This is a genomic window from Xenococcus sp. PCC 7305 (assembly GCF_000332055.1).
Taxonomy (GTDB): domain Bacteria; phylum Cyanobacteriota; class Cyanobacteriia; order Cyanobacteriales; family Xenococcaceae; genus Xenococcus.
On record NZ_ALVZ01000134.1, the window covers coordinates 1 to 26074 of the forward strand.

The following is a 26074-nucleotide window of genomic DNA, read 5'->3' on the forward strand; positions in this document are numbered from 1 at the left end:
TCTCTTGGTGAGCGTTCCCTTGCGCCACCTACCCCTAACCCCTTCCTACAGGAAGGGGAACAATATAGTCTCTCCTTTCAGGAGAGATTTAGAGAGGTTCGGCGCGGGGTCTCACCGCTGCCCTCTGCCCTCTGCCCTCTGCCTTCAAGGGCGAAGCCCCGTTAAACTTATTACCTGTTGATAATGAATATTCAACCCCATATCTATCTTTTAGCGCAATCTTCAGAGAATCTTGCTGAGGAAACAGTGAAAGATACAGTGAAAGATACAACGGAAGTTATATCTCAAATTACTATAGAAAAAATTATTCAGGGGATTTTTGTTGTATTAGCTGCCTATATAATCTTAAGAGTCATAGATAAAGTCATTATCTGGATTTCTGAAAAGATTGCCAAGGAATGGCGGTTGCGAGTTAAGCAATTTCTGCCTTTCCTACGGATGATGGTGTTAACTGCGACCACTATAATTTTACTGAATTTATTTCTGAATTTATCGCAAGAAAATATCATCGCGATAACAGGAACAGTAGCAGTAGCCTTGGGTTTTGCCTTTAAAGATTATGCCAGTTCGATTATTGCAGGGATCGTTGGCTTATTTGAAGCTCCCTACAGTGTTGGCGATCGCGTTCAAATTGGTGAGTTTTATGGTGAAGTAATTAGCTATGGTATTAGGGCGGTAAAAATTCAAACTCCTGACGATAATACAATCACGATTCCCCATAATAAAATTTGGACAGAAGCCATATCCAATGCCAACACAGGAGCTTTAGAAGCCCAGGTAGTTACCGAGTTTCATTTTGCCCATGATATAGATGTTAATTTAGTGAGAAAAATTCTTTATCGAGTTGCTCAGACTAGTAAGTATACAGCTCTCAAATTGCCGATTCTAGTTGTGATGGAAGAAAAACCCTGGGGAAGTTTATTCAAACTCAAATCCTATCCTCTCGATGCGCGGGATGAATTCGTCTATAAAACCGATTTAACAGTTAGAGCTAAAGCAGCTTTTACGAAACATAAATTAGCCTATCCTCGTGTCTTTGATCCCAAAAGTGCAGGAGCAGAATTTAATTGATTTTATTAGCTGTCACTGGCGAAGGTAATTCTCGCATAATTAAAGTATAAATATCTGTTGGCATATCAATATTGGCTTTCTCTAGAGCTTCTTTAACCGCTTGAGTAACCTTAGAGGTCGTTGCCAAAAAACCTGCTCTGTGGGAATCGACCCAAAAACGAACTTCTAAATTTACTGTACTAGCAGCCAGTTCCTTCACTAAAATATCTGGTTGGGGCTGGGTTTCTACTTCTTTAAGATTTTGTAGTGCCTGATGAATAACTGCGATCGCCTTATCGATATCTTCTTCATAATCAATTCCCACCATCACTGAACTTCTTCTTTTCGGAGAAGCCGTATTGTTAATAATGCTCGCTTGAAACACTTCTTGGTTCGGAATATAAACGAGTCTCCCATCATAGGTTTTCATCGTAGTAGCTCGTAGCTGAATTTGGGTGATAGTTCCTTCATAATCGTCAATCACTACCTGATCGTGGATTCTAAAAGGACGAGCTGCCAGTAAAATCACCCCAGAAATATAGTTACTTAAAACATCTTTGAGACTAAAACCAATGGCGACGCTGGTTAGTCCCAAAGCACCTAACAAAGCACCAAAATCTAGACCCATCACGCCCAAAGCAATGATAAAACCGACTACCCAAACAGCACCATAACTGAGTCTGCCGATCAAAAGTTCGGTGCTAGAATCTCCTTCAGTTTGTTGCGCCCAAGTAAAAGCAAGATAGCGTACTCCCTTCGCAACAGCCCAAGTTAGACCTACAACAATAATTGCGCCGACTAGAGATGGTAAATTACCTACTAGATCTCGCAGTAGTTCTCTGGTAGTTGTATAAAGACGCTGAGTAACATCGATCGCCAATGGGGGTTGAGCAAAAGCATTATTAAGCTGTTCTGCCCATTTTTCCGCTAGTTCGTCAGTACTTAAGCCAAAATCCTCGGCATCTTGTTGGGTAACAGTCATCAAGATACGATTGTTCAGACGTAAAGTAGCGATTTTGCGAGGTTCATCGGGGGCAATTTCTACTTTGCCTGGATTTTCATTTTGTGCCAACAAACTGGCTAAACGACGATTAATAATCTGAGCTCTAGCACTAGCATCGATTTGGGGTAAACTACCAATTTGAAATAAAGGACGGTTTCGCACCACCACATCGGCAAAATATAATCCATCGCCAGGAATAATAGCTGACTCTGATTTACTAGGAATCGGAATAATTTCCTCTTCTTGAGCAAAAGCTAGAGTAACAGTACCCAGTGATAGAGTAACAACAGCGAAAAAAGTAATAGTTAACGGGAATTTTCGGGAGCGATTAAGTTTAGTAGATTGTCCTAAAAATAAGTAGGAAAAATTAAGCATCGATATATAGTGATAAACTCTTCGGTTGTTCGTTTTAGTAGGGCTAGGATTATTTATCTAATGCTGACAGCTCTAAGTCAAATTTAATCGCGATCTGGCTCAATATTTCCTGTTCTTCTAATGTAACTTCGCCGTTAGATTTGGCAATTTCATAACATCTATTTAAGGTCAAAGGGGCAAACTCTGGTAGTAACTTTTCTAGTAATGCGGATAGATTCTGAGGTTGTTCCAGATTTAGGGCAACAGTTTTCACCGAAGAAGGAGATATCTTGTTAATTGTAGGTAAAATTGCTTTCCAACCCTGTTGAGGATAACTGGTTTGTACCATATGAATTAAAACACGATCCATAATTTTTGACTGATTAAAAGCAACTTGCCAATCGGCATCGGTTTCTTGCTGCATGGATGCCACTTCTTGGTAAAGGGTTTTTCTCTCGTAAAAACGACAGGCAGTTCGTCCTAAAACGTACAGCATAGCCGCATTAGTTGACGCTCCCACCACTGCACCGATACCAGGTATAACTTCGACGATACTTAAGCCAGATTTTACAAGATCAGCGCCAAGGGATAAACCAAAGATCGCAAGCACTTCACCACGTCTACTAGGATTACTTAAATCTAAACCATAGGCCGCGGCGATTTCATAAACCATCTCAGTTTGTAATCTGGTAGTAGCGATTAATTCCACACCTAAAAATAGCGCCGCGATCGGGGGAATAATATTAGTTACTAAGCCTAAACGACCACCCATCCAAGCTTTTTGGACAATTAAACGGTGAGCGATTTGAGACGGAGTTTCATCAGGATATTGCGATCGCATTTTAGCCACTGTCTCTTCTACTTGGGTAACATCTATTTTTCCTAAAAAGGTCATCAACCAATCTAAGCCAATAGTATTGTCGGCAGCTTTGAGAATCGGATTAGAGGCAATCCATTTTAGAGTTTTTCCCGTGGAGGCTGTTGTTGTTTCGAGGAATTTTTGCGTTTCGGTAGTTAAAGTTTCGGTTAAACTATCTACTGTATTGTTGGTTGCGGCTAAAAAATTTTCTGGGAAAGTTGTGTTGGTCATATTTTAAAATATTGTGGATTGGTATGAATTAATAGTAAAACTTCTGACTATAACCATTAATTACAATTTGATTAGCCAGGACGAATTAATTAACATAATCAATTTAGATATGTAGGTCACTGATTCATTTAATAAGAAGATATCAGTTGCCATAATAGCTAAGCATCTAACTCTCGATAGAAACTAGATAGCTTTTGCTATTTGACTGAATCTAAACAATTATTGCTATTGAATATTTTAGTTTTTCTTGTCAGCTAATTCTGAATCTATCTTTGGACTGATCGCTTATCTATAGGAAGAGAGATGTGGCAGCAAGAGTTTACAGGGTAAGTTTGTAAGTAGTTCAGAAACGAAGGAAAACAATCTTTATGAATTTATTATTGCAAATTACTGATAGCGGATCTCACTTTCCCTATGCAGCCTCAGCAGTATTAGGATTAGGCTTTATTGCCGCCGTTACCATTGGTTCGATCGCTTGGTACAATTCTAAACGCCCTGCTGGTTGGGAAAACACAGAACGTCCTGATGTTGTTCCTAACATTAACAAATAAATAAAACCAACTTTTAACCTTTCAAATATTCACTACAGTAACCTATTGGAGACAACAAATATGGAAAATAAGACAGCCAAAGATGCTAATTATGATCGTGGTATTACCTCAGCTGAAACCGCAGCCCGCATGGAAAGAGAAGGTGAAAACTTCAAAAAACTTCCTGACAACGAAGAAAATACCGATGCCACTGCTGGTTATACAGTAGATCGCGAAGGTTTAGCAAATAACTATGCGATCGAGCCTGAAATGTATTACGAAGTTCCTGGAGATAGGGCAGCAGATAAAGCCAAAGAAAAAGAACAACGTGTTGAAGAAATGAAAGATATTAATACTCCTGGCGGCAAGGGCGTGGGTATGATTTAATGCTGCTGCGCGGAAGCAATAAGAGTTTTCTCTGACAGTTGATTTGCTTTCATCTCTGATGAGGTGATCAGACATTGAGACAAAAATCGACAACTTTTTTAAGAAGAATTATGCCAGGCAAGACTTTGAAAATAATCAGAGTCTTGTTTGCTATAGAGACAAATAGATGCTGCTTATCCCTATCAAGATATCAATGTAAGGCAAGTCTAGATAAACAGTAAATAAACATAATTTGTTACAGTGCGGAAATCACCAACCAACTTACTTTAAAATCTTAGTAGTGTTTCATGTTTTTCTCACTTCCGCGCCTGAAATTTTGGCTCATTATTGTTTTAATTGTGGGATTAACCTATTTGACATCTCCCTTAAGAGCTCAAACATCTTCCCCTGTAACCAATACGCTAGGAAACTCTGCATCAGTAGCGACCAAGAATGTATCGACTTTCCTTCCTGCTTTATCCCGCTTGTCTAATTCTAGCGAAACCCTGTCGACAGAATGGATCCGACTAGATGGTCGTCGTCTTTTCAAAATTTCTGCTGCCAAAGAATTGTTACCAGAGCGAGTGCAAACTATTCAAAATCATTTGGCACAAATAAGCACCGCTTATTTTCAAAATAGCAGTAATTCTCCACAAGTAAATGTCTTAACCGTCAATGATTTACCTACAATTAATATTAACGGTCAATATCTACTTACCGTAACCGAACTCGATGCCAAACAACGGGTTATTACCACTCATAACTGGGCAATACAGTTAAGTGAAATTCTCCAACAATCATTAATTAAAGCGAAACAAGAACGACAACCAAGATTTTTACTCAGGCAAGGAGCGATCACTTGTGGCACCCTTTTTGCGATCGCAATAGTTAATTGGTTACTCCTAAAACAACGCAGACGCATTCAACTTCGGGAAACAAAAGGTAACAACTCGAATACTGGCACCACAAATGCTAGATCTATTCAGCAAAAATTTCACCAAAATCTCAAAGCTTTTGAAAATAGATTATTACTATACGTTCAAGTTCTACTTTGTTTAGGTGGGATTCTATTTTGCCTCAATTTATTTCCCTATACTCGACCTTTGCAAGTCACGTTGCTTAGTGCGTTAACAATTCCGATTGTCATTGGCTTTGTGATCTTAGGGGTTTCTCTCGCTATTCGTTTAAGTTATGTGTTTATTGATCGCTTTGTATCCTCAATTAGAATTAATCCTTTTCTCTCTGCGATCGCTATTGAACGAGCCGAACTCAGAATTTCCACTATAGTTAGTGCTATCAAATGGATCGTAATTATTTGTTGGTTAATCTTAGGATTAATCTTGAGCTTAATTATTTTAGGAGCTGATGTTGCACCTTTGATCGCGGGTGCGGGACTCTTAGGGGTTGCCGTTTCTCTGGCTTCGCAAAATTTGATTAAAGATGTCATCAACGGTTTTTTAGTGGTTTTTGAAGACCAGTATGGCATTGGAGATGTCATTGATACGGGAACCTGGTCGGGTATGGTAGAAGAACTAAATTTACGAATTACGCAACTGCGTAATGCTGAAGGTAAATTAATTACTATTCCCAACAGCCAGATCACCGCAGTAGCCAACCTAACAAAAAGCTGGGCAAGAGTCGATCTTAATATTCCTGTAGCTTATAATACTGATATTAAAAAGGCAATCAAGATAATTGAAGCAACTGCCTGGGAGATGAGTCAAGACCCCCAATGGCAATGGCGCATTATCGAAGAACCCCAGTTGATGGGTATCGAAGATTTTAGCGATCGCGCGATCCTAGTAAAATTGTGGATAAAAACCAAACCCTTAGAGAAGGTTAACGTCGCTAGGGAATATCGCTTACGTATAAAGTTAGCTTTTGACGAAGCCGGAATCATAATTCCCGTACCGAAATATTTTAATAAAGAATGAACAATTAGCTTAATGTAGTTGAGGAACTGATTTCCCCATGAAGCAAAAAAACAAATTCTATTCCAGCAAAATCCTCAAAAAAATTAAGCGCAGAAGGTTATTTGATTATAGCTACGAAACACCAGGAAGTCTTCCAGGAACTCTTCAGATCTCCCAGGATGCAATATTTCCGCCTATAGATCTGATTGATTATAATTCTGAACAAGTAAGGCTTCATCATGACCTTGCACCAGAAGCTTGCGGGCCATATTTTTATACCAACTCAGTATCCTGGTTTAATATTGGAGGTTTAGGCAATGAAGACTTTTGGCACCAAATTGGTACCGTATTTTCATTACATCCTTTGGTACTCGAAGATATAGTTAATGTCCCCCAACAACCCAAAATAGAAGATTATCAAGAACAATTGGTAATTATCACCCATATGGTCATGCCTAACTCAGAAAACGAAGTCTTTCGTTTAGAGCAAGTTAGTTTTGTTTTAGGTCAGCACTATCTTTTGACCGTACAGGAAGAACCCGAACAAGATTGTTTAGAGCCGATTCGGCAGCGGATTAAATTTCAAAAAGGCAATATTAGAAATAAAGGAACTGATTATTTAGCCTATGCTCTCTGGGATGCTATTGTTGATGGGTTTTTCCCCATCCTAGAGATATTTAGCCAAAAAATTGAAGAATTAGAAGATGAAGTTATTTTTAATTCTAATAATGGTACTTTAGCTAAAATTTATCAAGCCAAAAGAGAATTACTAGCTTTGCGTCGGGCTATTTGGAGCCAAAGGAATGCTTTAAATATGTTGATTAGAGATAAAAGTCCTTTAATTAGCGAGGAAACTATTATTTATTTGCGAGACTGTTACGACCATGCAGTACAAATCATCGATATTATTGAAACCTATAGAGAGTTGACTTCTGGTTTAACAGATATCTATCTCTCGGCAGTTGGCAATAAAATGAACGAGGTGATGAAATTGCTGACCGTGATCTCTTCTATTTTTATTCCTTTAACTTTTGTTGCTGGTATTTATGGCATGAATTTTAATCCCCAAGCTTCTCCTTGGAATATGCCAGAATTAAATTGGTATTGGGGTTATGCATTTTTTTGGGGAATTATGATATTTATCGCAACTGCCATGATATATTTCTTTTGGCGAAAGGGTTGGTTTAGCAATATGGCTACTCCCAAGCGTAAGAAATAGAAGCAAATAAACCTCTAGATTTTTTTATGATTTGTCAGACTAGTTGTTTTTTAGGAAATAACAAATGACAATTTAACATCATTAATATACAAAAAAAATTGCTTTTATAAGCATACTCATGAAAGATATAAGACTCTGTCCTGAGACAGATAATCTTTTTTGCCATATTTATAATTATTTCTAAATATTAGTCTTCCAGTAGATATAGTGATCACAAAAAAAATGTAAGATAAGTAATATTGAAATGAAAGCATAAATATATTTATGTCTATTCATTATAAAAGTAAACCTTTAACTAGAATCAACAAATAAAATTAATCAATAGGAAATCTCAATGCTTCAAGGAATAGAATTAATTAATTGTGCCAAAGCTAATGCCAGACAAGGGATTATAACAGCAGCCCAACAATCTGGCTATGGACAGAATATTGACTTATTCAAAGAAAAACTAATCAAAGCTTGTGAAGAAATTGGGGTTAATATCGACGAACTAGAAGATTTAATTACCGATCAACAAATAGCTAAAGAAAAGAGGAAAATCATGGATATTTCTCCTGAGACAGCTACAAAACTCTAGCTATTACCAATTAAATTCTTGCTCTAAAAAACAGTTGCCAATATTGCAACTGTTTTCCTTTTCTATTTTCTTTATCGATTAAGCAAACTCATTTATTTAAGCAAACTCATTTATTAGTTTAACGTCAGTTTGACGAATTTTTATTTGATTAAATTTCCCAAGTTGGGCAACGAAGTAATAGGCTTCACCCTACATCCCTAAATCCCTAAATCCTTATTCAGAACCAGTAAATTTTGTACTCATCGAACTCACATTAATTTATCGAACCGGCATAGGAATTATCTTCTTCGTCTTTGTTTTGATGATTCTTAGCATGATTACCTTGATTATTAGAAGGTATATAATCATTATATTTATCCTGATTGTAATAATATAAGGTACGAATCGGATAGGGAATACTAATATTTGCCGCATCGAGAGCTGCTTTAATCGCTATAATTGCTCTAGTTTGTACCTGTCGCACCTGAGGTTGTCTAGGATGAGTCCAGTAGCGAATAACAAAATCAATCGAACTATCACCAAATCCTACTAAATCTATTTCTGGGGCTTTCTTTTCTAATACACCCTCGACTTTTTTAATGGTTCTTAGTAAAATTTTCTTAGCTTCAGGCAGAGAAGTGTTATAGTCAACTCCGACTGCTAGATCGGTACGACGTTGGTTAAAAGCTGTTCGTACCCTAACTGCACTGGTAAAAACTTCTGAATTAGGGACGAGTATTCTTTCCCCATCATAGGTGCGAATTTTAGTAGTTCGGATATCAATTCTTTCTACTGTACCTTCATAATCTCCAACTATAATTTGATCATCAATACGGAATGGTCTTTGAACCAAAATTAAAATTCCCGAGAGAAAGTTCTTAAAGATATCTTGAAATGCAAAACCTATGGCTACAGAACTAAGCCCGAGAGTAGCAATAATATCACCTAAACGTAAACCAGGAAAAGCAACTACACAAGCAATGACAACTCCTATAACCCAAGTTGTAATATGTGCTGTTTTAGAAAATAACAGCTGTAATGATTTACTTTGTAAAGTTCGTTTCCCTATTCTTTCGGCAATTCCTATCATAAACTGAGCCGCATAGCGAGTCAGCATGATGATTACCAGAGCAGTAATAATTGCCGGTACAATTTTAATGGTGTTTGCTAATAAATCTTGTAGGCTATTGACTACTGTATCTATTATTTGATTCATATTTTTAAAAGTTAGTTTAACGGTCATTAGTGCCGCTGGGCAAAGGTAATAAGTAATCTATTGTTAATTTGTTCATGAATTAGGAGATAGGTATATTTAATTTAAAGAAAATGTAATTAACTATACCTAATCTACTTAGACTGACTATTCTTTAGCAATTATCCATACCGCATGAACAATTCCAGGTATATATCCTAGTAAAGTCAAAAAAATATTAATTAATAGTTGAGTGCTCAATCCCGTTTGTAAAAATACACCCAGAGGTGGTAAAAAGATAGCACACAATATTCTAATGAGGTCCATTATCTTAATTGCTGATTGTTTACTACTTAGTCAAGATAGAAATGACGGTTAAATCGAGAAATCATAATTATTTTAACCATCAAATAAATCTTGACAATTTATGATTTATCAAAAGCTTTAAGTTTTAAGCTACAAAGCTATAAGCTCAATAAGTCAATGCTTACGAATTATAGCGATCTCTTTGCTTTTTTGAATGACAATTGTTGATTTGAATTACTGAAACTTAGCAAGAGCAGTTTCCCAAGCATTATTTAATTCTGTCCAAGCTTTTTCAAAACCTTTCTGCATTTCTGCCCAAGCTTCTTCACTAGTTTGCTGTAACTCTTCAAATTTTGCTTGAGCAGCATCACGTTTAGTGTAAAGTTCTTCCATTTTACTATGGTATTCAACTTGGGCATCAGCTTTAGCTTGCTCACCTTTGGCTTTTAGTTCATCGATTTGAGCATTAAGTTTATCTAGCTGCGCTTTCACTTTTTCTTGATAAGCCTGTTTACTTTCAGAACTAGTTACCATAATTATTTTTTCTCCAAATACTTTTTTTGATCGTTAGTTATTCACATCCCAAAACTAACAAACATACAATTTTCAAGAATCCCCCCAAAGATTTAGATTCTTGATCTTGTTAAATTGTCAAACTCTATCTTTAGACAGATAGTTGCAATTTTATTTAACTCTGAACAAATACCTGAGCTTCATATTCAGGTAAATCGACCAGAATCTGTCCATTCCCCGCTTCAATATCGTAACTACCAGTCCATTCGTGCCAAGTTCCATCGTTGGAGAAATTTGGTACAGCATAACCAGCTAAATACTGGTCAGAAAAATTAGCCACTACCACGACACGAGAACCTTGATCATTCCAACGAGTATAGGCAATTACCTTTGATTCTGGATCTTCATGAAAGAATTCAATATTTTCTGTATATAGTGCGTGGTTGTTTTTACGAAGATTAATGAGACCTCGATAATGAGCTAAAAGCTGTTTATTTTGATCTCCAGCCAGTAAAGTCCAGTCAATTTTACTAGCTTCTTGATTGAGAGGTTGATAGTCACCAAATTCTTCTCCCATCCAAACCATGGGAATTCCTACCGCAGTCATCAACAGTACAACTGCTAACTTTACTCTTTTAAATGCAGCTTCACCGACAATTCCGCGCTCGCCGAGCTCTACCATGACTCGTTGATGGTCGTGGTTAGATATATAATTCACCACATTGGTTGTCCCAAGGAAACCTTGACGCTTACAGTCAAGCACATTTTTGAGTTCTTCAGGCTCATAGCGATCGCCACAGATATGTTCAACTACAGTGTAGTAAAAGCTATAGTGCCAACAGCCGTCCATCGGGCCTTCGAGGTTAGTAATTGCTGGGTCTTCAGGAATATGTTCGGCGATATTAATAAAAGGTTTTTCTCCTGCATATTCTTTAGCTAGATTAACAACCCAATGCATAAAATCGTAATTATCAATCTGTTTAGCCGCATCGTAGCGAATACCGTCTATATGATACTCTTTGATCCAAAAATCTACTGTATCGCCAATATATTTCCAGGCAGGTTTAAGATCTAAATTCTCGTCGTAATGTTCGTAATTAAATTCTGGTCCCCAACTATTATCAGGATCGGTAGGCGAATGGTGATACCAATAGTCGTGATCAATCTGCGTTAAAGGACAATCCGTATTAGAGTGATTATAAATCCCATCTATAATTACTCGAATTCCTCTAGCGTGACATTCGTCGATAAGATGTTTCAGTTCGTGGGTAGTTCCGTAATTAGATTCGGCGGCAAAAAAATGTTGTGGACTATAACCCCAACTGTAGGTACCAGGGTTTTCTTTGACCGGCATTAGTTCAACAGCATTAACCCCTAGATCTACTAAATAATCTAGCTTTTCAATCACATGTTGATATTTACCGCGCGCCTCTGGGTCGTCTTCTCCACCAGAAAAATCACCAATATGAAGTTCGTAAATCACTAATTCATGGTCTGGTGGCAATGGTTTATCGTCATGGTGCCAGACATAGGTATCGACAATTTTCTCGCCGTCTTTGATCGTAATCGTGCCGTTCTGGCTTTTTGGGGCAATATTCTTGGCATAGGGATCAACAATTTCTACCCACTCATCTTGTTCTAAAAACCAACTCAGAGAACGTACCCGAAATTTATATTCGTACTCTCCGTCTTCTAATTCAATTTTTGTTTTAAAATAACCATCATCGTCTTTTTTCATTGCTACAGGTTGCCAATTAGAAAAAGAACCAATAATAGCAGCTTCTTTATTATAGGGAGCAAATAATTTAAATTCTATTATGTTTTTCATCAAAAACGCCTCAAAAAACTTAGAAAAGAAAATAATATCTTGATAGCAAATATATTATTTTTATAAAACTAATGACATCTATCTTTAGAGATAAATTGTATTTAGAAAGCCTGTACTAATTAGTGCCTAACAGTCGATCCCAAAAGGTGAAATACAATCCATAATGGCGATCGTAATAATTATGATGCAAAGAATGATGATCCGAGCTGATGAACCATTTGCCGAGCCAATGCTGAGGAAAGTTGGGAAACAATTCAAAACCAAGATGGTTGATCAACGCCCAGATAGTCATAGTAATTAACCATAAAATTAGAACAGTGATGTGAAGCGGAATTGTAAAAACTATGGCGACTAAAAACAGTCCTTGAATTAAGGCTTCCGGAAAATCTAAAGCAGAAGATGTCCAAGGCGTAGGATTTTTAGAGTTATGATGTCCCTGATGCAAAAAATTAAATAGCGAAGGATGATGAAATGCACGATGCAAAAAGTAATAACAAGTATCTTGAAGAAAGATTATCCCAAAAAAGCTGGTAATTAAATACCATATTCCATAATCATCTACTGATTCGTATAAGCTGGTAGCCCCAGAATCGTAAGCTGTCATAACTATTGCCGCACAAATAGCTAGAGCAATTGCTGCGATAACCGAGAGGAAGATGTCTTTTTGTACAGATTGCCAACTCAAAAATTTGGTAGGGGGAGCTTGTTTAACAAAAGATTTGTTTGCCGAGAAATAGAATAACCAATAAGCTCCTCCTGCTAACAAGAAATAGCGCAGTAGGATAATTCCGAAAAAGGCGAAAAGATAATAGAACCAAAGCTTCATAGATTATATGCCCTAAAGTATAAAATTTCAAAAAAAGTAATTAGTTTTTCGGTATAGCTCTCTAAGTTTTTGTCGTCTCAGTGTCAAGAAAAGATTGTGCGGTCTCGCCTTCAGCGAGGCGCTGCGCGATCGCATTCCTTGACATCCTTCAGAGCTGAGGCGGTACCGTTGCTCAAGTCTTGAATCACACTAAAATTACCATTTGTCTCTAATACTACGGCGTCGGCATCTTCAATTGCGCCAATACCATTAGAGCGCAAAGCAGCAAGAACTTCTCCTTCTGTTACTCGCTCTCGCTTCAGAACATCCTGTTTAAGTTGACCCTTGTAGAGTAACAATGACGGTTCAGCTTTGATCAATTTTTGGACGAGGGAAGAACGTGTCGCGATCCAAGTCAAAATATATTGAAACAAAACAAGTAAACCAAAACCCAAAATTCCAGTCCCAAAAGAATCTTTAGTCGATAATAAAATACTCGATAAAATCGAACCAAAAGCGATCGTAATTACAAAATCAAAAGAGTTCCATTTAGCTAGAGTACGTTTGCCCGATAGGCGCAACATAAAAATTATGGCGACATAGGCAACCGTCCCCAAAATAATAGTATTGAGAAAAGGATTTTCAAACATATAACTTAAAGGTTGATTTCTTGGGAAAGGGCTTAGATATCAGGCTAAACCCTCTTATTTCTTAATTGTTTGGCAATAATCTATAATTCTGTAGAAGGAACAATTTCTACTTCCATCTTGACATTGTCAACCCCTAGAATCTCTTGTGCCAAAGGTTTAATACTTTCATATTCCTTCTGACTAGGAACAGTTCCGACAATCGCCACTTCACCATCTTCAGCATCTACAGTTAGTTTTGCACGGGGAATATTAGCTTCTAACTTAGCTCTAACCTGACTTTCAAGATCAGAATCATTTCTTTGCCCTTCTTCACCAAATAGATCATTGCGTTCTTCTCTAGCACGAATGTCCGAATCCAATTGAGCTTGGCGAAGCTCACTACTAGCATCTTCTAGGGTTCCTTCTACTTCTGTTATATCTTCGACCACAGGACTTTCGTCCACTGAATCGGGAGCGTCAGAACTAGTTCTTGCTACATCACAAGCAACAGCACCAAAAAGCATTGTTCCACCTAATAGAAAAGTAATTAGTTTATTCATTTTTTTCTCCAATTGTTAATAATTTTTTGATTATGATTAGCCGATGGTAGCGACGGAACCGCCATCAACTCGGTAATTAGCTCCTACGACGAAGCTAGAATGTTGAGAACAAAGAAAAGCAATAACAGCAGCGACTTCTTGTGCCTTTCCTCGGCGATGCAGTTCCAGATGAGGGCGTTTTTCATCCAAGAAAGTTTCGATGGCTTGATCAAAACTCAAATTTTTCTCTTTTGCCCGTTTTTCCATCATGGCATCCGTCATCGGAGTGGCTATATAGGCAGGAGATACAGAGTTAACTAAGATACCGTCTTTCGCATAGGCTTTCGACAAGTTTTTCGCTAAATTGAGAATCCCTGCTTTGGCGGCACAATAAGGCATCTCGTCAGTATAGGGTTGTACTGCATCTTCTGAGCCGATGAGGATAATACGTCCCCATTTCTCTTGTTGCATAGAAGGGATAAAAGCCCGACAAACTCGCACTGCCGCCATAAAATCGACATTAATTGTTTCATTCCAATCAGCATCAGTCAATTCCAAAAAATCTTTGGTTGCACCAGTGATTCCAGCATTGTTAACTAAAATATGAACTGCTCCAAAATGATCAATTATTTGCTCTTTAGCAGTTTCTACTTGTTCAAGATTTCTCAAATCTGCGGTAACTGGCATAACTTCGCCTATTTTCGCGATTTCTTCGGCGGTAGCCTTTAATTCATCTGTAGTTTTATCTAGCAGCGCAATTTTTACTCCTTCAGCAGCTAGTAACTTAGCCGTAGCTTTGCCTATCCCAGAGTCGCCACCAGTAATCACTGCTACTTTATCTTTAATCCCAAAATCCATGCTGTTCCTCGTATTCTCTGTTACTTATTTGCTAATTACTTCATCATCTGTTTTTACCTCTAGCTCTTCGCGGCGAATAGTTTCTTTGGCTTTGACAGTATCACGTTCTACTGTTTTACGGACGCTAACTTCTTCGCGCACAAAAGCTTGCTTCTCGATATCGGCAGACTCTTCGTAAACATCCATCCGTAAGACTTCACCATCTTGAAAATCTACTTTGTTAGGATTAATTACGGTCTTATCTGTGACATCTGTACGCTCAACAACGATACGCTCTTTTGAGACTGGTACAGATACTGATGCTGTTTCAGTCTCAACGCGTTTACCAATAGCAACTTCGCCAGTTTTAGCACGCTCTTTGTTAACCATTAAGCGTTCTTCATATAGTCTAATTTTTTCTTCATCAGCTATGTCGGTTCGGCTTCTGATGTCATTATCTACATCAGCTACGGTTGTCGCTCTAGCTTTTGGAATATCGTAGATATCTAGTTCTTTAACACCATGTCGGCGCATGATAGTTGCAGCACGATTTGCCTCTGCTAATGATCCTGTAACCATTACTAGAAAACTACCTTTCTTGATATGATCACTGTAGACTTTAGCTTTTTCTTCAGGAATGCCTAAGCCAATCAAGGCGCCTACCAAGCCTCCAGCCGCAGCACCGATACCAGTGCCAGCGAGAGTTGTTGCGATCGCAGTTGCTTCGGCACCAGCTAATAAGATAGGGCCAATCCCAGGAATCGCCAAGGCGCCCAAGCCAACTAGTAAGCCAGTAATACCTCCTAAGGCTCCACCAGTCAGGGCTCCAGTAGCAGCGCCTTCTTCGGCTTTATTCCCTACGGTTTCTGTTGTTTCTTTTCCTGCAACTTTATCTGTATCTTTAGCAATAACAGACACTCGATCCATATCGTAGCCAATATTTCTGAGGTCTTGTACTGCTGCCTCTGCTTGTTTGTGACTATGATATAGTCCAGCAACACGTTTATATTGAATATTATTCATAATTTTGATTCCTCGAATATTTTACTGTAATAATAACTGGTAATTTATAGATATTTACCTATCAGACCAGTTTTACGAAAAAAAACTTTTCTTGGAGAATTTTCTAAGAAAAGTTTTCTTTCCTTCCACTTCTAATATTTCAGATTTCTTGTAATAGGTTATCTATCTAGAGATTTATTGAGTGACAGTCTTAAGATAGAATTACAAGAAAAATTAGAGGGTAATGAAAATATTGCACTGTCATTGATTTGGATCTTTTTAATTAACTTTCAGTTGCATTGGGAAATTTTTCAGCAAAATAATTGCCAAGAAAAGTATTAACAAAAGAAAGAATTACGGGGGCGAGAATAAACGCTAATAATCCCACAACTCTGAAACCTGGTACGACTAATGAAGCTAGCCAAAAACACAGACCATTAACTACTAAAGAAAATGCTCCTAGACTAAGAATATTAAGGGGTAAGGATAATAAAGATATTATTGGTTTAATTCCTGTATTGATTAATCCGATAACCAATGCAGCAATTAAAGCAGCAGGAAAATTAGCTATATTTACTCCAGAAAAGATAATATCAACTACTAAAAGGCTTAGCGTAGTTGCTAAGATAGTTAAAAGTGAGCCTATCATAATTTATTAACTCCTAAATTACTTATGTAAAACAAAACTTACTTATGTTGCTTTACTCATTTTCTAGTTAATTATCAAACATAATAATTACTTAGTACGTCTAGCAAAAGATGTATTTTTATTTTTTATATTAATTTTCTATTTATCTTTCTTAAGACGGAATGAATTTTGGTACAGAATTATCTAAAGTAGTGGATATCTAATTAACTAGAATTTTGAATTTTAGGAGAATAAACATGAAAATTATAAATATCATTGCCGCGATTTTACTACCCCCCCTTGGAGTATTTATGACAATGGGAGTTAGTCAAGCGTTAGTAATTAATATTCTATTAACATTATTGGGCTGGATTCCTGGTGTTATTCATGCTCTATGGATTATATCCAAAAGATCAGAGCAAAATATTGCTTAGTATTGAAGTTTTTGTAACAAATAAATTCTCACAATAAAGCAATAGCCTCCCGAGTCTTTTGGGAGGCTATTTTGCAATGGTTATCGAGTCATACTATCTATTTAGTTAGTAGAAGTAGTAAGCTTTACTTCCGAGATTGAGATACATTCATTAGTCGCGAAATATCTCAGAAATTGATTGCCATAGTTCCTGGAGAAGTTGTTTTATTTGTCGTTCTTTTTTCGCGATCGCAGAACCTGCTTCTCCTAATTTTTGCTCAAAACTCTGTTGTTGTTGTTCTATTTTTTCGGTAAACACTTCAGGGTTATTTTTTGCTTTTTCGTACCAAGCTTTAGCATCATCTAGATATTGATCGATATTTTTTTCGCCATATCTATTAGCTAAATTTGCTTGTACAATAGCTAATTGTGCTTTTAATTGAGCATAACGTTTTTGCAATAAAGCGACTTCTTCGCTATTTTTTATCCCAGAAACTGCCTCTGCAATGGTATCTTTACTATTCGTCAATTCTTGTGATGGTTTATCTTGTAAATCTTCTAAAGCATTATCAATTTGCTGTTGCAATTGTTCTTCTTCATTGTCGACTTTAGCTTGTAAAGTGTTAATCTCTAATTTAGTAGTGTCAATTGCCTCTCTTTTGGTACTAGCAATACCTTCAATTGCCCCTTCAATGGATGCAGTTATCTCTTCTTTAATTTCGCCTTTTTTATCTTGAAAAATTTCTGCTACGGCAGAAACTGCATCTTTAACCAGATTACTTATTTCTTCTCTACCTTCTTTTACTTCAGATCTGGCTTCGGCTATAGCTGTACTAATAATTTCTTTAATTTTTTCGGCTTTCAACTCACCTGTTTGCCGTGCTCGCTTCAAGTCATTAATAATCTTTTCTTTTCTGGGATTACTCATAGTTTATACCTCAAAAGTGAGGGATTAACCCTCACTATACTAATTTTTATGTGCTAAGTGAAGAACTTCAAGGAGTTCTAAAAGTTAAAATTAGTAACATTTCAACAAGTCTCAAATTATTTAAGAAATCTTTAACTTCTCGCTAGTTACTTTTGCTTAGTTGAACAGATTGTCCAATAAATTAACGGCTTGATCTTCGACTGTAGTCGCATTCGTATCTTCAGGAGAAATCATCTTATTTTTATCTGCTCCACCTTGCACTCCATTTAGACCGTTGCGAGATGTTTCAATGATTTCATCAATGCCGCGGGGATTAGAGCGAGCAACATTTTCTGTTTTGGCTTGAATTCTGTTTAAACTAACTTCCCCATCTGTGGGTTTACTAGTTGTGGCTTGAGCTGGATAGGTATTAGAGATAAATAATAGACCACAGACTAATACTGTTAATACTAATTTTATAGAAGATTTTAACCAATTTTGTGCTTTGTTGAGTAGCATAAATTTACCTCAATATTTTTTCGTGACTACTTAATCATTTAGCCAAAATTGTAGTTTGCTCACATCTACCAAAAGACATAAGTTACCTTTCTCTAACTTTAGTGATATTAGTTAGTGAGACTATGAGACTAAGAATTGTTTATATACATATATTTCTTAAGTCAGATAAAATTCAACTAGATAGCTAGTAATATAAGCATAACTAATTATTACTAAAAAAGAATAAGTAGTTAAAGTTTCAAATCAAAGAATATACGAACACAATTTTGTTGAGAGTAAAATTATCAGATGAAACCTATCAATGACCCTAACAACCAGCAATCTGCTGATTCAAACTTGGACAAGATTCCTTTGTTTGAAGAAAAATTACTCGTAAATCATCATCAGCAGAAAGTAGGAGAAATTGTTATTCGCAAACAAGTCGAGACGCGAATGGTACAAGTCCCTATAAAACGAGAAAAATTAATTGTCGAACGAATTGGCAAAGATCCTGAGCTCTTAACAGCGGTCATCACTAAAGAAGATAAAGTTAATGGTTTTTCCTTTGAAGAATTACGTAATAACAATAATCTTTATTCGACGAAAAGTAAGTATCTCGAACTTTCAACAGCTCAGGAACTATTAGATGTGATCGCACATCTTGGCTCAGCAGATAAAGTTATGGTTCGTTTAGAAATAGCGACTAACTGTTTAGAACGGCAAATAAAACATCAAAATATCTGCGATCAGTATTAACAGTAGCCATGAAAGAGAAAAGTAATGTAACAAGTTTCAGTTTTTAGTTTCGATGTTAACTCCTGGCAAATGTTCAAGTTTTTCTTCTGCTTGTACTGCTTGGTCTTTCGGGGTAAATACTGTCAACCCGCCAGGAATAGATTTAACTTCAAGGGGAGTTTTACCAATGACCTCGCCGTCAAGGACAATTTTTTGCGGCGGATCAGTTGTAACTTTGATATGTTTAGTTCGCAAATATCCAATATCATCTCTTGTGGCGGCTTCATCGTTATTAGTACTTTGCAGCAAATGTAAAGAAGCAGCGATCGCGCTCATCTTATTCTGAGGTGTAATAATGGTCACGTCGAATAGTCCATCATCATAAATTACCCCAGCAGTCCCTTGAGCCAGAATAGAAGTCGGAGGTGCTGCGTTAGCAATCGTTATCGCGTTAGCAGCAACGGAAATTATTTTGTCATTAGTCTCAATTTCAGCGTTAAACTTGTTAAAATTTTGAAGCTGCTTAAATCCAGATATGATATAGGCTAGCATTCCCCAACGGTTTTTGGCTTCGCGATTAGCATTATCTAAAGTCTCGGCTTCAAAACCAATCCCTGTTAGCAAAATCATTGGTTTCCCGTTACAATTCCCGACATCAACTTTTCGGGTTGCACCATCAATAATCATTTTACAACCAGCTTCTATGGTATCAGGAAGACCCAAAGCATTAGCAAAGGCATTAGCTGTGCCCCGAGCAATGATCCCCAAAGGAATATCTGTACCGATTAAAGCTTTCGCCGCCGCTGAAACTGTACCGTCACCCCCCGAAGCAATAATCAGATCGACGTTATTTTCTAGAGCTTGACTAGCTAATTCTCCTGCGTTTACTTCTTTAGTTGTAAATTGAATATCTAAGTCAAATTTTGGTTCTAGAATATTTTTAATCACAGTCAAATCTTGCTCTGAGTCGCTTTGTCCAGCAACAGGATTGAAAATTAAACAAGCAGAACGAAACATAATATATTAATAATATAGCTTACTCTTAAATTAAGCTAATTTAAATATTATTGCTTCTGTCTAGAGGAAGAAATTTATGCTTAACTATTCGGAGACTTAAAAATCTTGACAGGAATTATTTTAACTTCTAAGTCAATATCTTGACCAATTCTTCGAGAGAGCAATTGCCTTGTTTGATCAATTTCTTCCTGAGAGATTGTATCAATTGGCGCGGCAACTTCTATTTTTACGTTTAGATAATCTCTGTGGGAAATTACCTTGATTGATCTAATCGCGCTATTGGCAAAAGTGTTTGTTTCGTGAACAATTAAATTTGAAATTTGATAATGAAAATTCTTTCTGACAATCAACTTTCGCATCGAAAAAGTTAAGGGAATCGCCAAAAGAAACATTACCACAGTAGACATCACTAGTCCCTGTTTAGCACGCTCAATATTTCCATAGGACTGAAATAGAAAGACTAAACCACCAAAAAAGATAATGCAAATTAGGTTGGTTAAAAATAGTAATGAAGATCCTACAACAATTTCCTCTTCTCCTAATGCCAAACCAATACCAATTACACTCAAAGGTGGAACTAAAGCAACAGCGATCGCAACTCCTGGTATCGCATCAGAAATACTGCGACGAGTATTGGCAAAAGCTCCTGCGGCTCCTGCTGCCATAGCTATCCCAAAATCGATTAGAGTAGGGTTAGTACGAGAAAGTATCTCAGAATCCACAGTTTTTAACCCAATCACTGAAGCAGTCAACCAAGAAGCTAAAATGGTTAGAACTATACCTTTGATAATTGTCAAACTCGAACGACGCAGCAACATCCGATTCCCCATCGCTATTGAATAAGCCATGCCGACAATTGGTCCCATTAAAGGTGCGATGATCATGGCTCCAATAATAATTGCCACATTGTTGGCCAGTAATCCCAGGGTCGCAATAATTGCTGATAATCCCAACATGAAGTGAAAACCAAAAGAAGGCACAGATAAACGCCACAGACTGCGATTGAGACTAGCGATCGGTGTCGCTTTTTCCTTGATCCAATGCCAATTTCCGTTATCTTGATACCAAAGTTGCTTTAGATTAAGTCTGCGATTGATTTTTCGCAGAGTATATCTGAGATAAACAACATATCGAGGATTATGAGTAAGTATCATACTAAATTCAATAATAGACAACTTGTAAGTTAAGCATCAAGGGGATTTAACCATATTCAGGAACACATATATTTAATTCGCAACAAGTCTAATTATCGAGAAAAGAAATCGTAGCAAAAAAATAAACAACACCTCATGATGCTGTATTTTAGAGCTAATGATCCTCTTTCTTAAGACATAGATATTAAAAATTTTGTACTTTCTCTTGAGTACACACCGCTAAGCGACGGAGAGCTTTGGCAATGCTACGCAAAGTTGACTGGACATTGTATTGTTGGTCAAAAAATTAATAATTAAGACTTTTGATAGATTAATTTTTGGTATTTTTTTTTTAATATTGCAAGTAATAACAAACAAAAAAATTACAGAGAGGACATTTATCATGAGTACCACAGACAGAATAGAAGCTACTGCGAAAAACTTAGAAGGTAAAGCTCAAGAAGCTCTAGGAAATATCACTGGAGACAAGCAAGATCAAGCCGAAGGAAAAGCTAAACAAGTTGAAGCTTCTGCACAACATGCTGTTGAAGATACTAAAGATGCAGTAAAAAATGCTATTGACTAATATCTGCTGTAAAGCCATAAGTCAAAAACTTAGGGTTTTATTTCCTTAATTAACTCTAGTGGAAGCAAACTTTAACTTGAGAGAAAGAATTATCAGCTTTTTCTCAAGTTTTTAGTTTCTCAAACTCATTTTACTAAAAATATTTACAGTGTAAATTACTCTAGGTTTAATTTACGAAGGGCAATTCTTTTGCCAATACAATCTATTGCTAATAGCAGTGAACGAATGAGCTGAGAATTTTTTTGATAATTAGCAGGAACTAAACCAGAAACTCTTTGACTATAATTAATCTTCTCTAGATATTTCCATTCATCAGCAGTGCAATTTTGAGGATAAACTCCTAAAGCAATTCCTCTATATTGATTAATCACAGTGAAACAAGGAATGTCAGAAGAACCGTCACCAACGTAGATTACTTGACTTAGTGGAACATGAATCTTATCTTCTGATAAATCTTGATAATTATAAATTAAATCTTTTTCATTATCTTTCTCGATACCTTTAGAAAGATAATATAGATAGCGAGTCTTCTCGGTATGAGTCATTTGTCGTTTGATAAATTCGATTTCTCCTCGATCGCCATATTGAAATTCGCAACCCCAGATACGTTTAAAATATTTAGCAATACTGGTACTACGAGGGATATCAGCAAAACCACCAGAAATTAAATAAAACTCTAGTTCAATTTCAGGATCTATCCCTTTAACTTTTTGCTGTAAAAGCTCAAACATTGAAGTTACGCCATCATATAACTTTAGCTTCTTCCCCAATTCTACGAGTTTACTTTGAGTGATTTTATTATCTTTTCTTTGCTGAGATTCTTTAACTAGACAATAGGCTTTAGCTAAATATCTGTCCCAGCCATTAGCAAAAAGGGGATCTACTCGATTATCAATAAAATCATCGACATCTAGTTGACAATTTTTTAATAATAGATGGAAACTATCATCAGGAATTAGAGTTCGGTCAAAATCAAAAGCGATCGCGATTCTTGGGCATAGTAGTTTAGTGGCTTGATTCATAATTAGTTATTAACAATAATATTTTATGGTGCTGCCTCTAATAGTTGATTACTTTTAAAAAAATGTTATCTATCTAAGGTTTAATTTTATTAATAATCAATAGAGTCATATTGTTGTTCTGTCTAGACTTATATCTAGACATTCCAATATAACAAGCAAAAATACTATCTAACTTTAGAGGGATAAAGCTAGATAATATCTTGGGTTACTGTAGAACATATATAACTAAAAAAATTGATTTACCCAGGAAAAGTAATAATGTGTCAGGGATGGAAAATAGAGAAATGGGAAACTCCACTTTCAGCGGTATCTAATCCAGCTTTTGAATCTTTAATTCAAGATAAAGAAGCATTAAAGATTAACATAAGAGGAGACAATGACAAAAAATCGTTATTTATTTTTGACTCCCATTGTCCAGCATATAAAAGTATTGATGAAACATATAAAACTAAACTTTGGTCTTATCTCGATGAAACTGACCAAAGATTTGGTTCTACATTTACTGTTAAAAATTCTTCTTGGTTGAAACAGTATCAAGAGCCTGAATTTTTGACTAGAATAGTTCCAGATCTTAAACATTATGTTATTTGTACAACTAATAATATTATAGAAATATTGACAGATAAAAAACCTCAGATAATCGAATCTAACTCTTAATTAACTATTAGTCTTTGCCATCTGTCTTAAGATAAAGGAGTATAGCGTGAATAAAAATCTCTGAGGGGTAAATATTTGTACTTTATTTCAGGCGCTTTCCATAATAGAAGCTAATTCACACAAGATGTTTGGTAAATTCTGTCATCGCCCGTGAATTAACTTGTAGAAGAATTAATATTACTACTCCTATTGAATGATTGCTAATCAAGCAAAACTTTTGAGATACTGCTCGATAGCTTCGTTAACTAATCTGTTAAGATTAATTCCTCGTTGTTTGGCTGCAATAGCTGCTCGGCGATGAAGATCGCTGCCAGTCCGGATATTGAAGCTACCTTTAAAAGGCTGTTCTGGTTCAATATTTTGATTTCGAGCAAGTTCTAGATAATCTTCTACGGCTTCGTGAAAGCTATTCTTTAGTGATTCAACATCATGACCTTCGTAGCTAATGAGGCTGCGAATATACTCAATTCGACCATAAAAAATTTCATCTTCATCATTGTAATTTACTGAGCCTAGATAGCCTTTATATTCCATTAAGTTCTTCATATCAGTTCTTCTCCAGATAAAACCTCAATTATTTGCTCTATTTGATATCTTTTTAAAATGCTGCCAGGATGCGGTTTGTGAAGAATAATGACGATATTACTAGGATGAATAAATCTTCTTCTCGAACCACCTGTTTTTCCTGTTTTAACCTCAGAAAAACCCAATCCAGTTAACAGTGAAGTTAATTCATTCCAAGTAAAATCTTTGGGTTTATTTTTCAGGCGCTGGATTAGCTTCTCTTTTCGAGTCATTTTTTTCTCCTCTACTATGTCGATTGTAAAGAGATGACCCAGAGAAACGCAACTAAAATTAGTTGCAGTTTTCAGCTAATGTCTATTAAACAAGAAGTATGGCGAAAAGCGTCACTGTCTCATTAATTCAATAAAAACGCAGTTGAGGTAATCGATAAGAGATCGCGCCAATCAACAACATAGCGATCGCACTCACCACATACAATAATGCCATTCCTGCACCAGCACCATTACCAAAAATCGGAATCAAGAGAAAACTGACAATATTTTGTGACTGCATAGCTGGCTCCAAAATGCGATCGCTAATGGGTCCTGCTATCAACATCGCGATCGCACTAACTAATTCTAAAACCAAGGAATTAGCGGCAAAAACCCGTCCCTGAAATTCTGACGGTACAGTTTCCATCCATAATGCGGTTTCCGAACTACCCAATAAAGGAAAACTCAAAGAAGCACAAAATTGCGCAGGTAACCAAACAGTCAGATTTTGACCTAAACCAAATATAATTTTCGCAAAGCCAGCCCCCATAAACCCAGCCAGCATCCCATTAACACGTTGCTTTGTGCCACCCCAAGCACTTAAAACTACTGCACCAGTGACTCCGCCGATACCTGCAATAGAGAGAATTACACTTAAAGCCTGAGAACTATTGCCTGAGCGAGCTAGAATCATCGGTTCATCGATCGCAGCACCCAAATCATGGGCAAACCAAAACCAAGCGGTAATCATCATTAAAGTCTTTAAGCTAGAACTCCGCCAGATATAACGAATCCCAAACGTAATTTCTTCCCACAAAACACTTCTCTTATTCGGGCGCAAGCCTTGCGCCCCTACAATCTTCTGCTCTCTCTGCTTCGGATCAGGTTGGGGAATGCGAATCCAAATTAGAGTGGCGATCGCAATAACGAAACTTACTAAGTCAAGGGGTAGAATTCCTGCTAAACCAATCATCGGATAAAGCAGTCCCGCGATCGCAGGTGCAATAATATTAGAACCATAGTGAACCACCGAATTCATACTATTAGCACGAGTATAATTTCGCGGTGAAACCAAAAGAGTAATCGAAGTCGAATAAGCCAATTGTTGAATTTGACCAAAACCGCCATTAATCGATGCCGCTACATACAGATGCCAAATAGCGAGATTGCCTGAGAGATGAAGAATCAAGATCCCTACAGTAGAAGCAGCGGCGATCGCATCACCTAAAATCATTAAATATTTGCGATTAGCGCGATCAACCAAAATACCAGCGAAAAGAGAGATAAAAATACGCGGTAGCAGTGAGAAAAATCCCACCAAAGCTAAAGCTGTTGCTGAACCTGTCACTTGCCAAGCCCAGAGAGTCAGCGCAAACTCACTCATATAGCTGCCGATGGTAGAGATTAGTTGACCAAACCAAATGAGGATAAATTTACGCACTATTTTAGAGAATTAGAGAAATCATGATCTAGCTAAATCGATGGAATTCGAGCGATCGGAACTGACTGAAGCGGTTGAGGAAATTTTTTAAAAGGAATAGATTTGCCTTGATAATCAAAATAAAGCTCGGCAAATTCGAGTAAAGCCTCAGCGCTGTCTTGCAATGGTAAATCTGTAAATAAATAGGTAGATTGTTTTTCTGCCGCGATCGCCACGACACAGGCTTGTTCGCACATCCACAAACATTCTTCTGCTCGAATCACAAACCTATCTTGATTAAGTTCTTGAACTTGCTTGAATAAACAAGCACCCTGAGTTGGTTCTAAGTCTGGTTGCGATACCGCATTACAAGATTTGCAAACAAATAAAATAGGCTTCGACATAAAAATCAGTTCTTTTACTATTGATGAAATTTATCTAGTGGACGTGGGCGTAAATAAGCTATCTATCAACGAAGGGCAAAAAGCTGATGTATCAAGACTTATTACTCATTACTTATTACTTATTACTTCCGCGCAGCGGCACTAGTT

Annotated in this window: 31 protein-coding genes; 10 read left to right on the forward strand and 21 right to left on the reverse strand. The window is 36.8% G+C overall.

Features of this window, described 5'->3' with window-relative positions; all coding sequences use genetic code 11:
- Positions 1–183 precede the first annotated feature (183 nt).
- Positions 184–1071: a mechanosensitive ion channel family protein gene (locus XEN7305_RS07295; RefSeq protein ID WP_006508739.1), complete on the forward strand. Its 888-nt coding sequence runs from the start codon at positions 184–186 to the stop codon at positions 1069–1071.
- Here XEN7305_RS07295 and XEN7305_RS07300 read toward each other — a convergent pair.
- Both XEN7305_RS07300 and XEN7305_RS07305 read right to left on the reverse strand, forming a co-directional pair.
- A complete protein-coding gene (locus tag XEN7305_RS07300) occupies positions 1064–2428 on the reverse strand; it encodes a mechanosensitive ion channel family protein (protein ID WP_006508740.1) in 1365 nt (454 codons plus the stop codon). The genes XEN7305_RS07295 and XEN7305_RS07300 overlap by 8 nt on opposite strands.
- Before the next feature lie 49 nt (positions 2429–2477).
- A complete protein-coding gene (locus tag XEN7305_RS07305) occupies positions 2478–3497 on the reverse strand; it encodes a hypothetical protein (RefSeq protein WP_006508741.1) in 1020 nt (339 codons plus the stop codon).
- Between the two features lie 368 nt (positions 3498–3865).
- Between XEN7305_RS07305 and psb35 the strand changes: the two genes are divergently transcribed.
- The 5 genes from psb35 to XEN7305_RS07330 all read left to right on the forward strand — a co-directional run bounded on the left by psb35 (position 3866) and on the right by XEN7305_RS07330 (position 8102).
- On the forward strand, positions 3866–4048 hold the full coding sequence (gene psb35 / locus XEN7305_RS07310) for a photosystem II assembly protein Psb35 (RefSeq protein ID WP_006508742.1): 183 nt from the start codon (positions 3866–3868) through the stop codon (positions 4046–4048).
- 60 nt (positions 4049–4108) lie between these two features.
- Entirely contained in the window at positions 4109–4414 is a 306-nt protein-coding gene (locus XEN7305_RS07315; protein WP_006508743.1) for a hypothetical protein, read from the forward strand.
- 287 nt (positions 4415–4701) lie between these two features.
- Positions 4702–6327: a mechanosensitive ion channel family protein gene (locus XEN7305_RS07320; RefSeq protein WP_006508744.1), complete on the forward strand. Its 1626-nt coding sequence runs from the start codon at positions 4702–4704 to the stop codon at positions 6325–6327.
- A 37-nt stretch (positions 6328–6364) separates the two neighbouring features.
- Positions 6365–7525 carry a magnesium/cobalt transporter CorA gene (gene corA, locus XEN7305_RS07325; protein WP_006508745.1) on the forward strand — a complete coding sequence of 387 codons (1161 nt, stop codon included), beginning with the start codon at positions 6365–6367 and terminating at the stop codon, positions 7523–7525.
- 334 nt (positions 7526–7859) lie between these two features.
- Positions 7860–8102, forward strand: coding sequence for a hypothetical protein (locus tag XEN7305_RS07330; RefSeq protein ID WP_006508746.1), 243 nt, complete (start codon positions 7860–7862; stop codon positions 8100–8102).
- Positions 8103–8355: 253 nt separating this feature from the next.
- Here XEN7305_RS07330 and XEN7305_RS07335 read toward each other — a convergent pair whose 3' ends face one another.
- The 10 genes from XEN7305_RS07335 to XEN7305_RS07380 all read right to left on the reverse strand — a co-directional run bounded on the left by XEN7305_RS07335 (position 8356) and on the right by XEN7305_RS07380 (position 16381).
- Complete coding sequence (locus XEN7305_RS07335) at positions 8356–9297, reverse strand: mechanosensitive ion channel family protein (RefSeq protein WP_040897045.1); 942 nt, start codon at positions 9295–9297, stop codon at positions 8356–8358.
- Between the two features lie 144 nt (positions 9298–9441).
- Positions 9442–9600, reverse strand: a complete 159-nt coding sequence (locus XEN7305_RS27485) for a YqaE/Pmp3 family membrane protein (RefSeq protein ID WP_006508748.1) — start codon at positions 9598–9600, stop codon at positions 9442–9444.
- Positions 9601–9813: 213 nt separating this feature from the next.
- Entirely contained in the window at positions 9814–10113 is a 300-nt protein-coding gene (locus tag XEN7305_RS07345) for a hypothetical protein (RefSeq protein WP_006508749.1), read from the reverse strand.
- A 154-nt stretch (positions 10114–10267) separates the two neighbouring features.
- Positions 10268–11920, reverse strand: a complete 1653-nt coding sequence (locus tag XEN7305_RS07350; RefSeq protein WP_006508750.1) for an alpha-amylase family glycosyl hydrolase — start codon at positions 11918–11920, stop codon at positions 10268–10270.
- A gap of 115 nt (positions 11921–12035) precedes the next feature.
- Positions 12036–12746 (reverse strand): sterol desaturase family protein, encoded by a 711-nt coding sequence (locus XEN7305_RS07355; RefSeq protein WP_006508751.1) that lies wholly within the window; start codon positions 12744–12746, stop codon positions 12036–12038.
- 110 nt (positions 12747–12856) lie between these two features.
- Positions 12857–13375, reverse strand: a complete 519-nt coding sequence (locus tag XEN7305_RS07360) for a DUF421 domain-containing protein (protein ID WP_006508752.1) — start codon at positions 13373–13375, stop codon at positions 12857–12859.
- Between the two features lie 80 nt (positions 13376–13455).
- Positions 13456–13914: a BON domain-containing protein gene (locus XEN7305_RS07365; protein ID WP_006508753.1), complete on the reverse strand. Its 459-nt coding sequence runs from the start codon at positions 13912–13914 to the stop codon at positions 13456–13458.
- A gap of 36 nt (positions 13915–13950) precedes the next feature.
- Entirely contained in the window at positions 13951–14751 is an 801-nt protein-coding gene (locus tag XEN7305_RS07370) for an SDR family NAD(P)-dependent oxidoreductase (RefSeq protein WP_006508754.1), read from the reverse strand.
- 24 nt (positions 14752–14775) lie between these two features.
- Entirely contained in the window at positions 14776–15753 is a 978-nt protein-coding gene (locus XEN7305_RS07375) for a YsnF/AvaK domain-containing protein (RefSeq protein WP_006508755.1), read from the reverse strand.
- 262 nt (positions 15754–16015) lie between these two features.
- On the reverse strand, positions 16016–16381 hold the full coding sequence (locus XEN7305_RS07380) for a phage holin family protein (RefSeq protein WP_006508756.1): 366 nt from the start codon (positions 16379–16381) through the stop codon (positions 16016–16018).
- A 236-nt stretch (positions 16382–16617) separates the two neighbouring features.
- Between XEN7305_RS07380 and XEN7305_RS27490 the strand changes: the two genes are divergently transcribed.
- Positions 16618–16794: a YqaE/Pmp3 family membrane protein gene (locus tag XEN7305_RS27490; protein WP_006508757.1), complete on the forward strand. Its 177-nt coding sequence runs from the start codon at positions 16618–16620 to the stop codon at positions 16792–16794.
- Positions 16795–16944: 150 nt separating this feature from the next.
- Here XEN7305_RS27490 and XEN7305_RS07390 read toward each other — a convergent pair whose 3' ends face one another.
- On the reverse strand, positions 16945–17700 hold the full coding sequence (locus XEN7305_RS07390; protein ID WP_006508758.1) for a hypothetical protein: 756 nt from the start codon (positions 17698–17700) through the stop codon (positions 16945–16947).
- A gap of 156 nt (positions 17701–17856) precedes the next feature.
- Entirely contained in the window at positions 17857–18198 is a 342-nt protein-coding gene (locus tag XEN7305_RS07395; protein WP_006508759.1) for a hypothetical protein, read from the reverse strand.
- 288 nt (positions 18199–18486) lie between these two features.
- On the opposite strand from XEN7305_RS07395, the gene XEN7305_RS26495 reads away from it, so the two are divergent.
- Complete coding sequence (locus tag XEN7305_RS26495) at positions 18487–18933, forward strand: DUF2382 domain-containing protein (protein ID WP_006508760.1); 447 nt, start codon at positions 18487–18489, stop codon at positions 18931–18933.
- Positions 18934–18969: 36 nt separating this feature from the next.
- On the opposite strand, the gene XEN7305_RS07405 is transcribed toward XEN7305_RS26495, so the two are convergent.
- Positions 18970–19929, reverse strand: a complete 960-nt coding sequence (locus tag XEN7305_RS07405; RefSeq protein WP_006508761.1) for a YegS/Rv2252/BmrU family lipid kinase — start codon at positions 19927–19929, stop codon at positions 18970–18972.
- An 80-nt stretch (positions 19930–20009) separates the two neighbouring features.
- Positions 20010–21083 (reverse strand): TIGR00341 family protein, encoded by a 1074-nt coding sequence (locus XEN7305_RS07410; protein ID WP_006508762.1) that lies wholly within the window; start codon positions 21081–21083, stop codon positions 20010–20012.
- 382 nt (positions 21084–21465) lie between these two features.
- Here XEN7305_RS07410 and XEN7305_RS07415 point away from each other — a divergent pair, with 382 nt between their 5' ends.
- The gene (locus tag XEN7305_RS07415; RefSeq protein WP_006508763.1) at positions 21466–21648 is read left to right on the forward strand and encodes a CsbD family protein; all 183 of its coding nucleotides are present in this window, start codon (positions 21466–21468) and stop codon (positions 21646–21648) included.
- A 155-nt stretch (positions 21649–21803) separates the two neighbouring features.
- On the opposite strand, the gene XEN7305_RS07420 is transcribed toward XEN7305_RS07415, so the two are convergent.
- Positions 21804–22670: a phosphatase gene (locus XEN7305_RS07420; RefSeq protein ID WP_006508764.1), complete on the reverse strand. Its 867-nt coding sequence runs from the start codon at positions 22668–22670 to the stop codon at positions 21804–21806.
- 258 nt (positions 22671–22928) lie between these two features.
- Between XEN7305_RS07420 and XEN7305_RS07425 the strand changes: the two genes are divergently transcribed.
- Positions 22929–23327: a hypothetical protein gene (locus tag XEN7305_RS07425; protein WP_006508765.1), complete on the forward strand. Its 399-nt coding sequence runs from the start codon at positions 22929–22931 to the stop codon at positions 23325–23327.
- A gap of 204 nt (positions 23328–23531) precedes the next feature.
- Here the strand turns inward: XEN7305_RS07425 and XEN7305_RS07430 are convergent, their stop codons facing one another.
- The 4 genes from XEN7305_RS07430 to XEN7305_RS07445 all read right to left on the reverse strand — a co-directional run bounded on the left by XEN7305_RS07430 (position 23532) and on the right by XEN7305_RS07445 (position 25927).
- Positions 23532–23873: a type II toxin-antitoxin system HicB family antitoxin gene (locus XEN7305_RS07430; RefSeq protein WP_006508766.1), complete on the reverse strand. Its 342-nt coding sequence runs from the start codon at positions 23871–23873 to the stop codon at positions 23532–23534.
- Positions 23870–24124, reverse strand: coding sequence for a type II toxin-antitoxin system HicA family toxin (locus tag XEN7305_RS07435; RefSeq protein ID WP_006508767.1), 255 nt, complete (start codon positions 24122–24124; stop codon positions 23870–23872). Before XEN7305_RS07435 ends, XEN7305_RS07430 begins: the two co-directional genes overlap by 4 nt.
- Before the next feature lie 127 nt (positions 24125–24251).
- Positions 24252–25544 carry an MFS transporter gene (locus XEN7305_RS07440; RefSeq protein ID WP_006508768.1) on the reverse strand — a complete coding sequence of 431 codons (1293 nt, stop codon included), beginning with the start codon at positions 25542–25544 and terminating at the stop codon, positions 24252–24254.
- Positions 25545–25576: 32 nt separating this feature from the next.
- Positions 25577–25927: a DUF1636 domain-containing protein gene (locus XEN7305_RS07445; RefSeq protein ID WP_006508769.1), complete on the reverse strand. Its 351-nt coding sequence runs from the start codon at positions 25925–25927 to the stop codon at positions 25577–25579.
- Positions 25928–26074 lie beyond the last annotated feature (147 nt).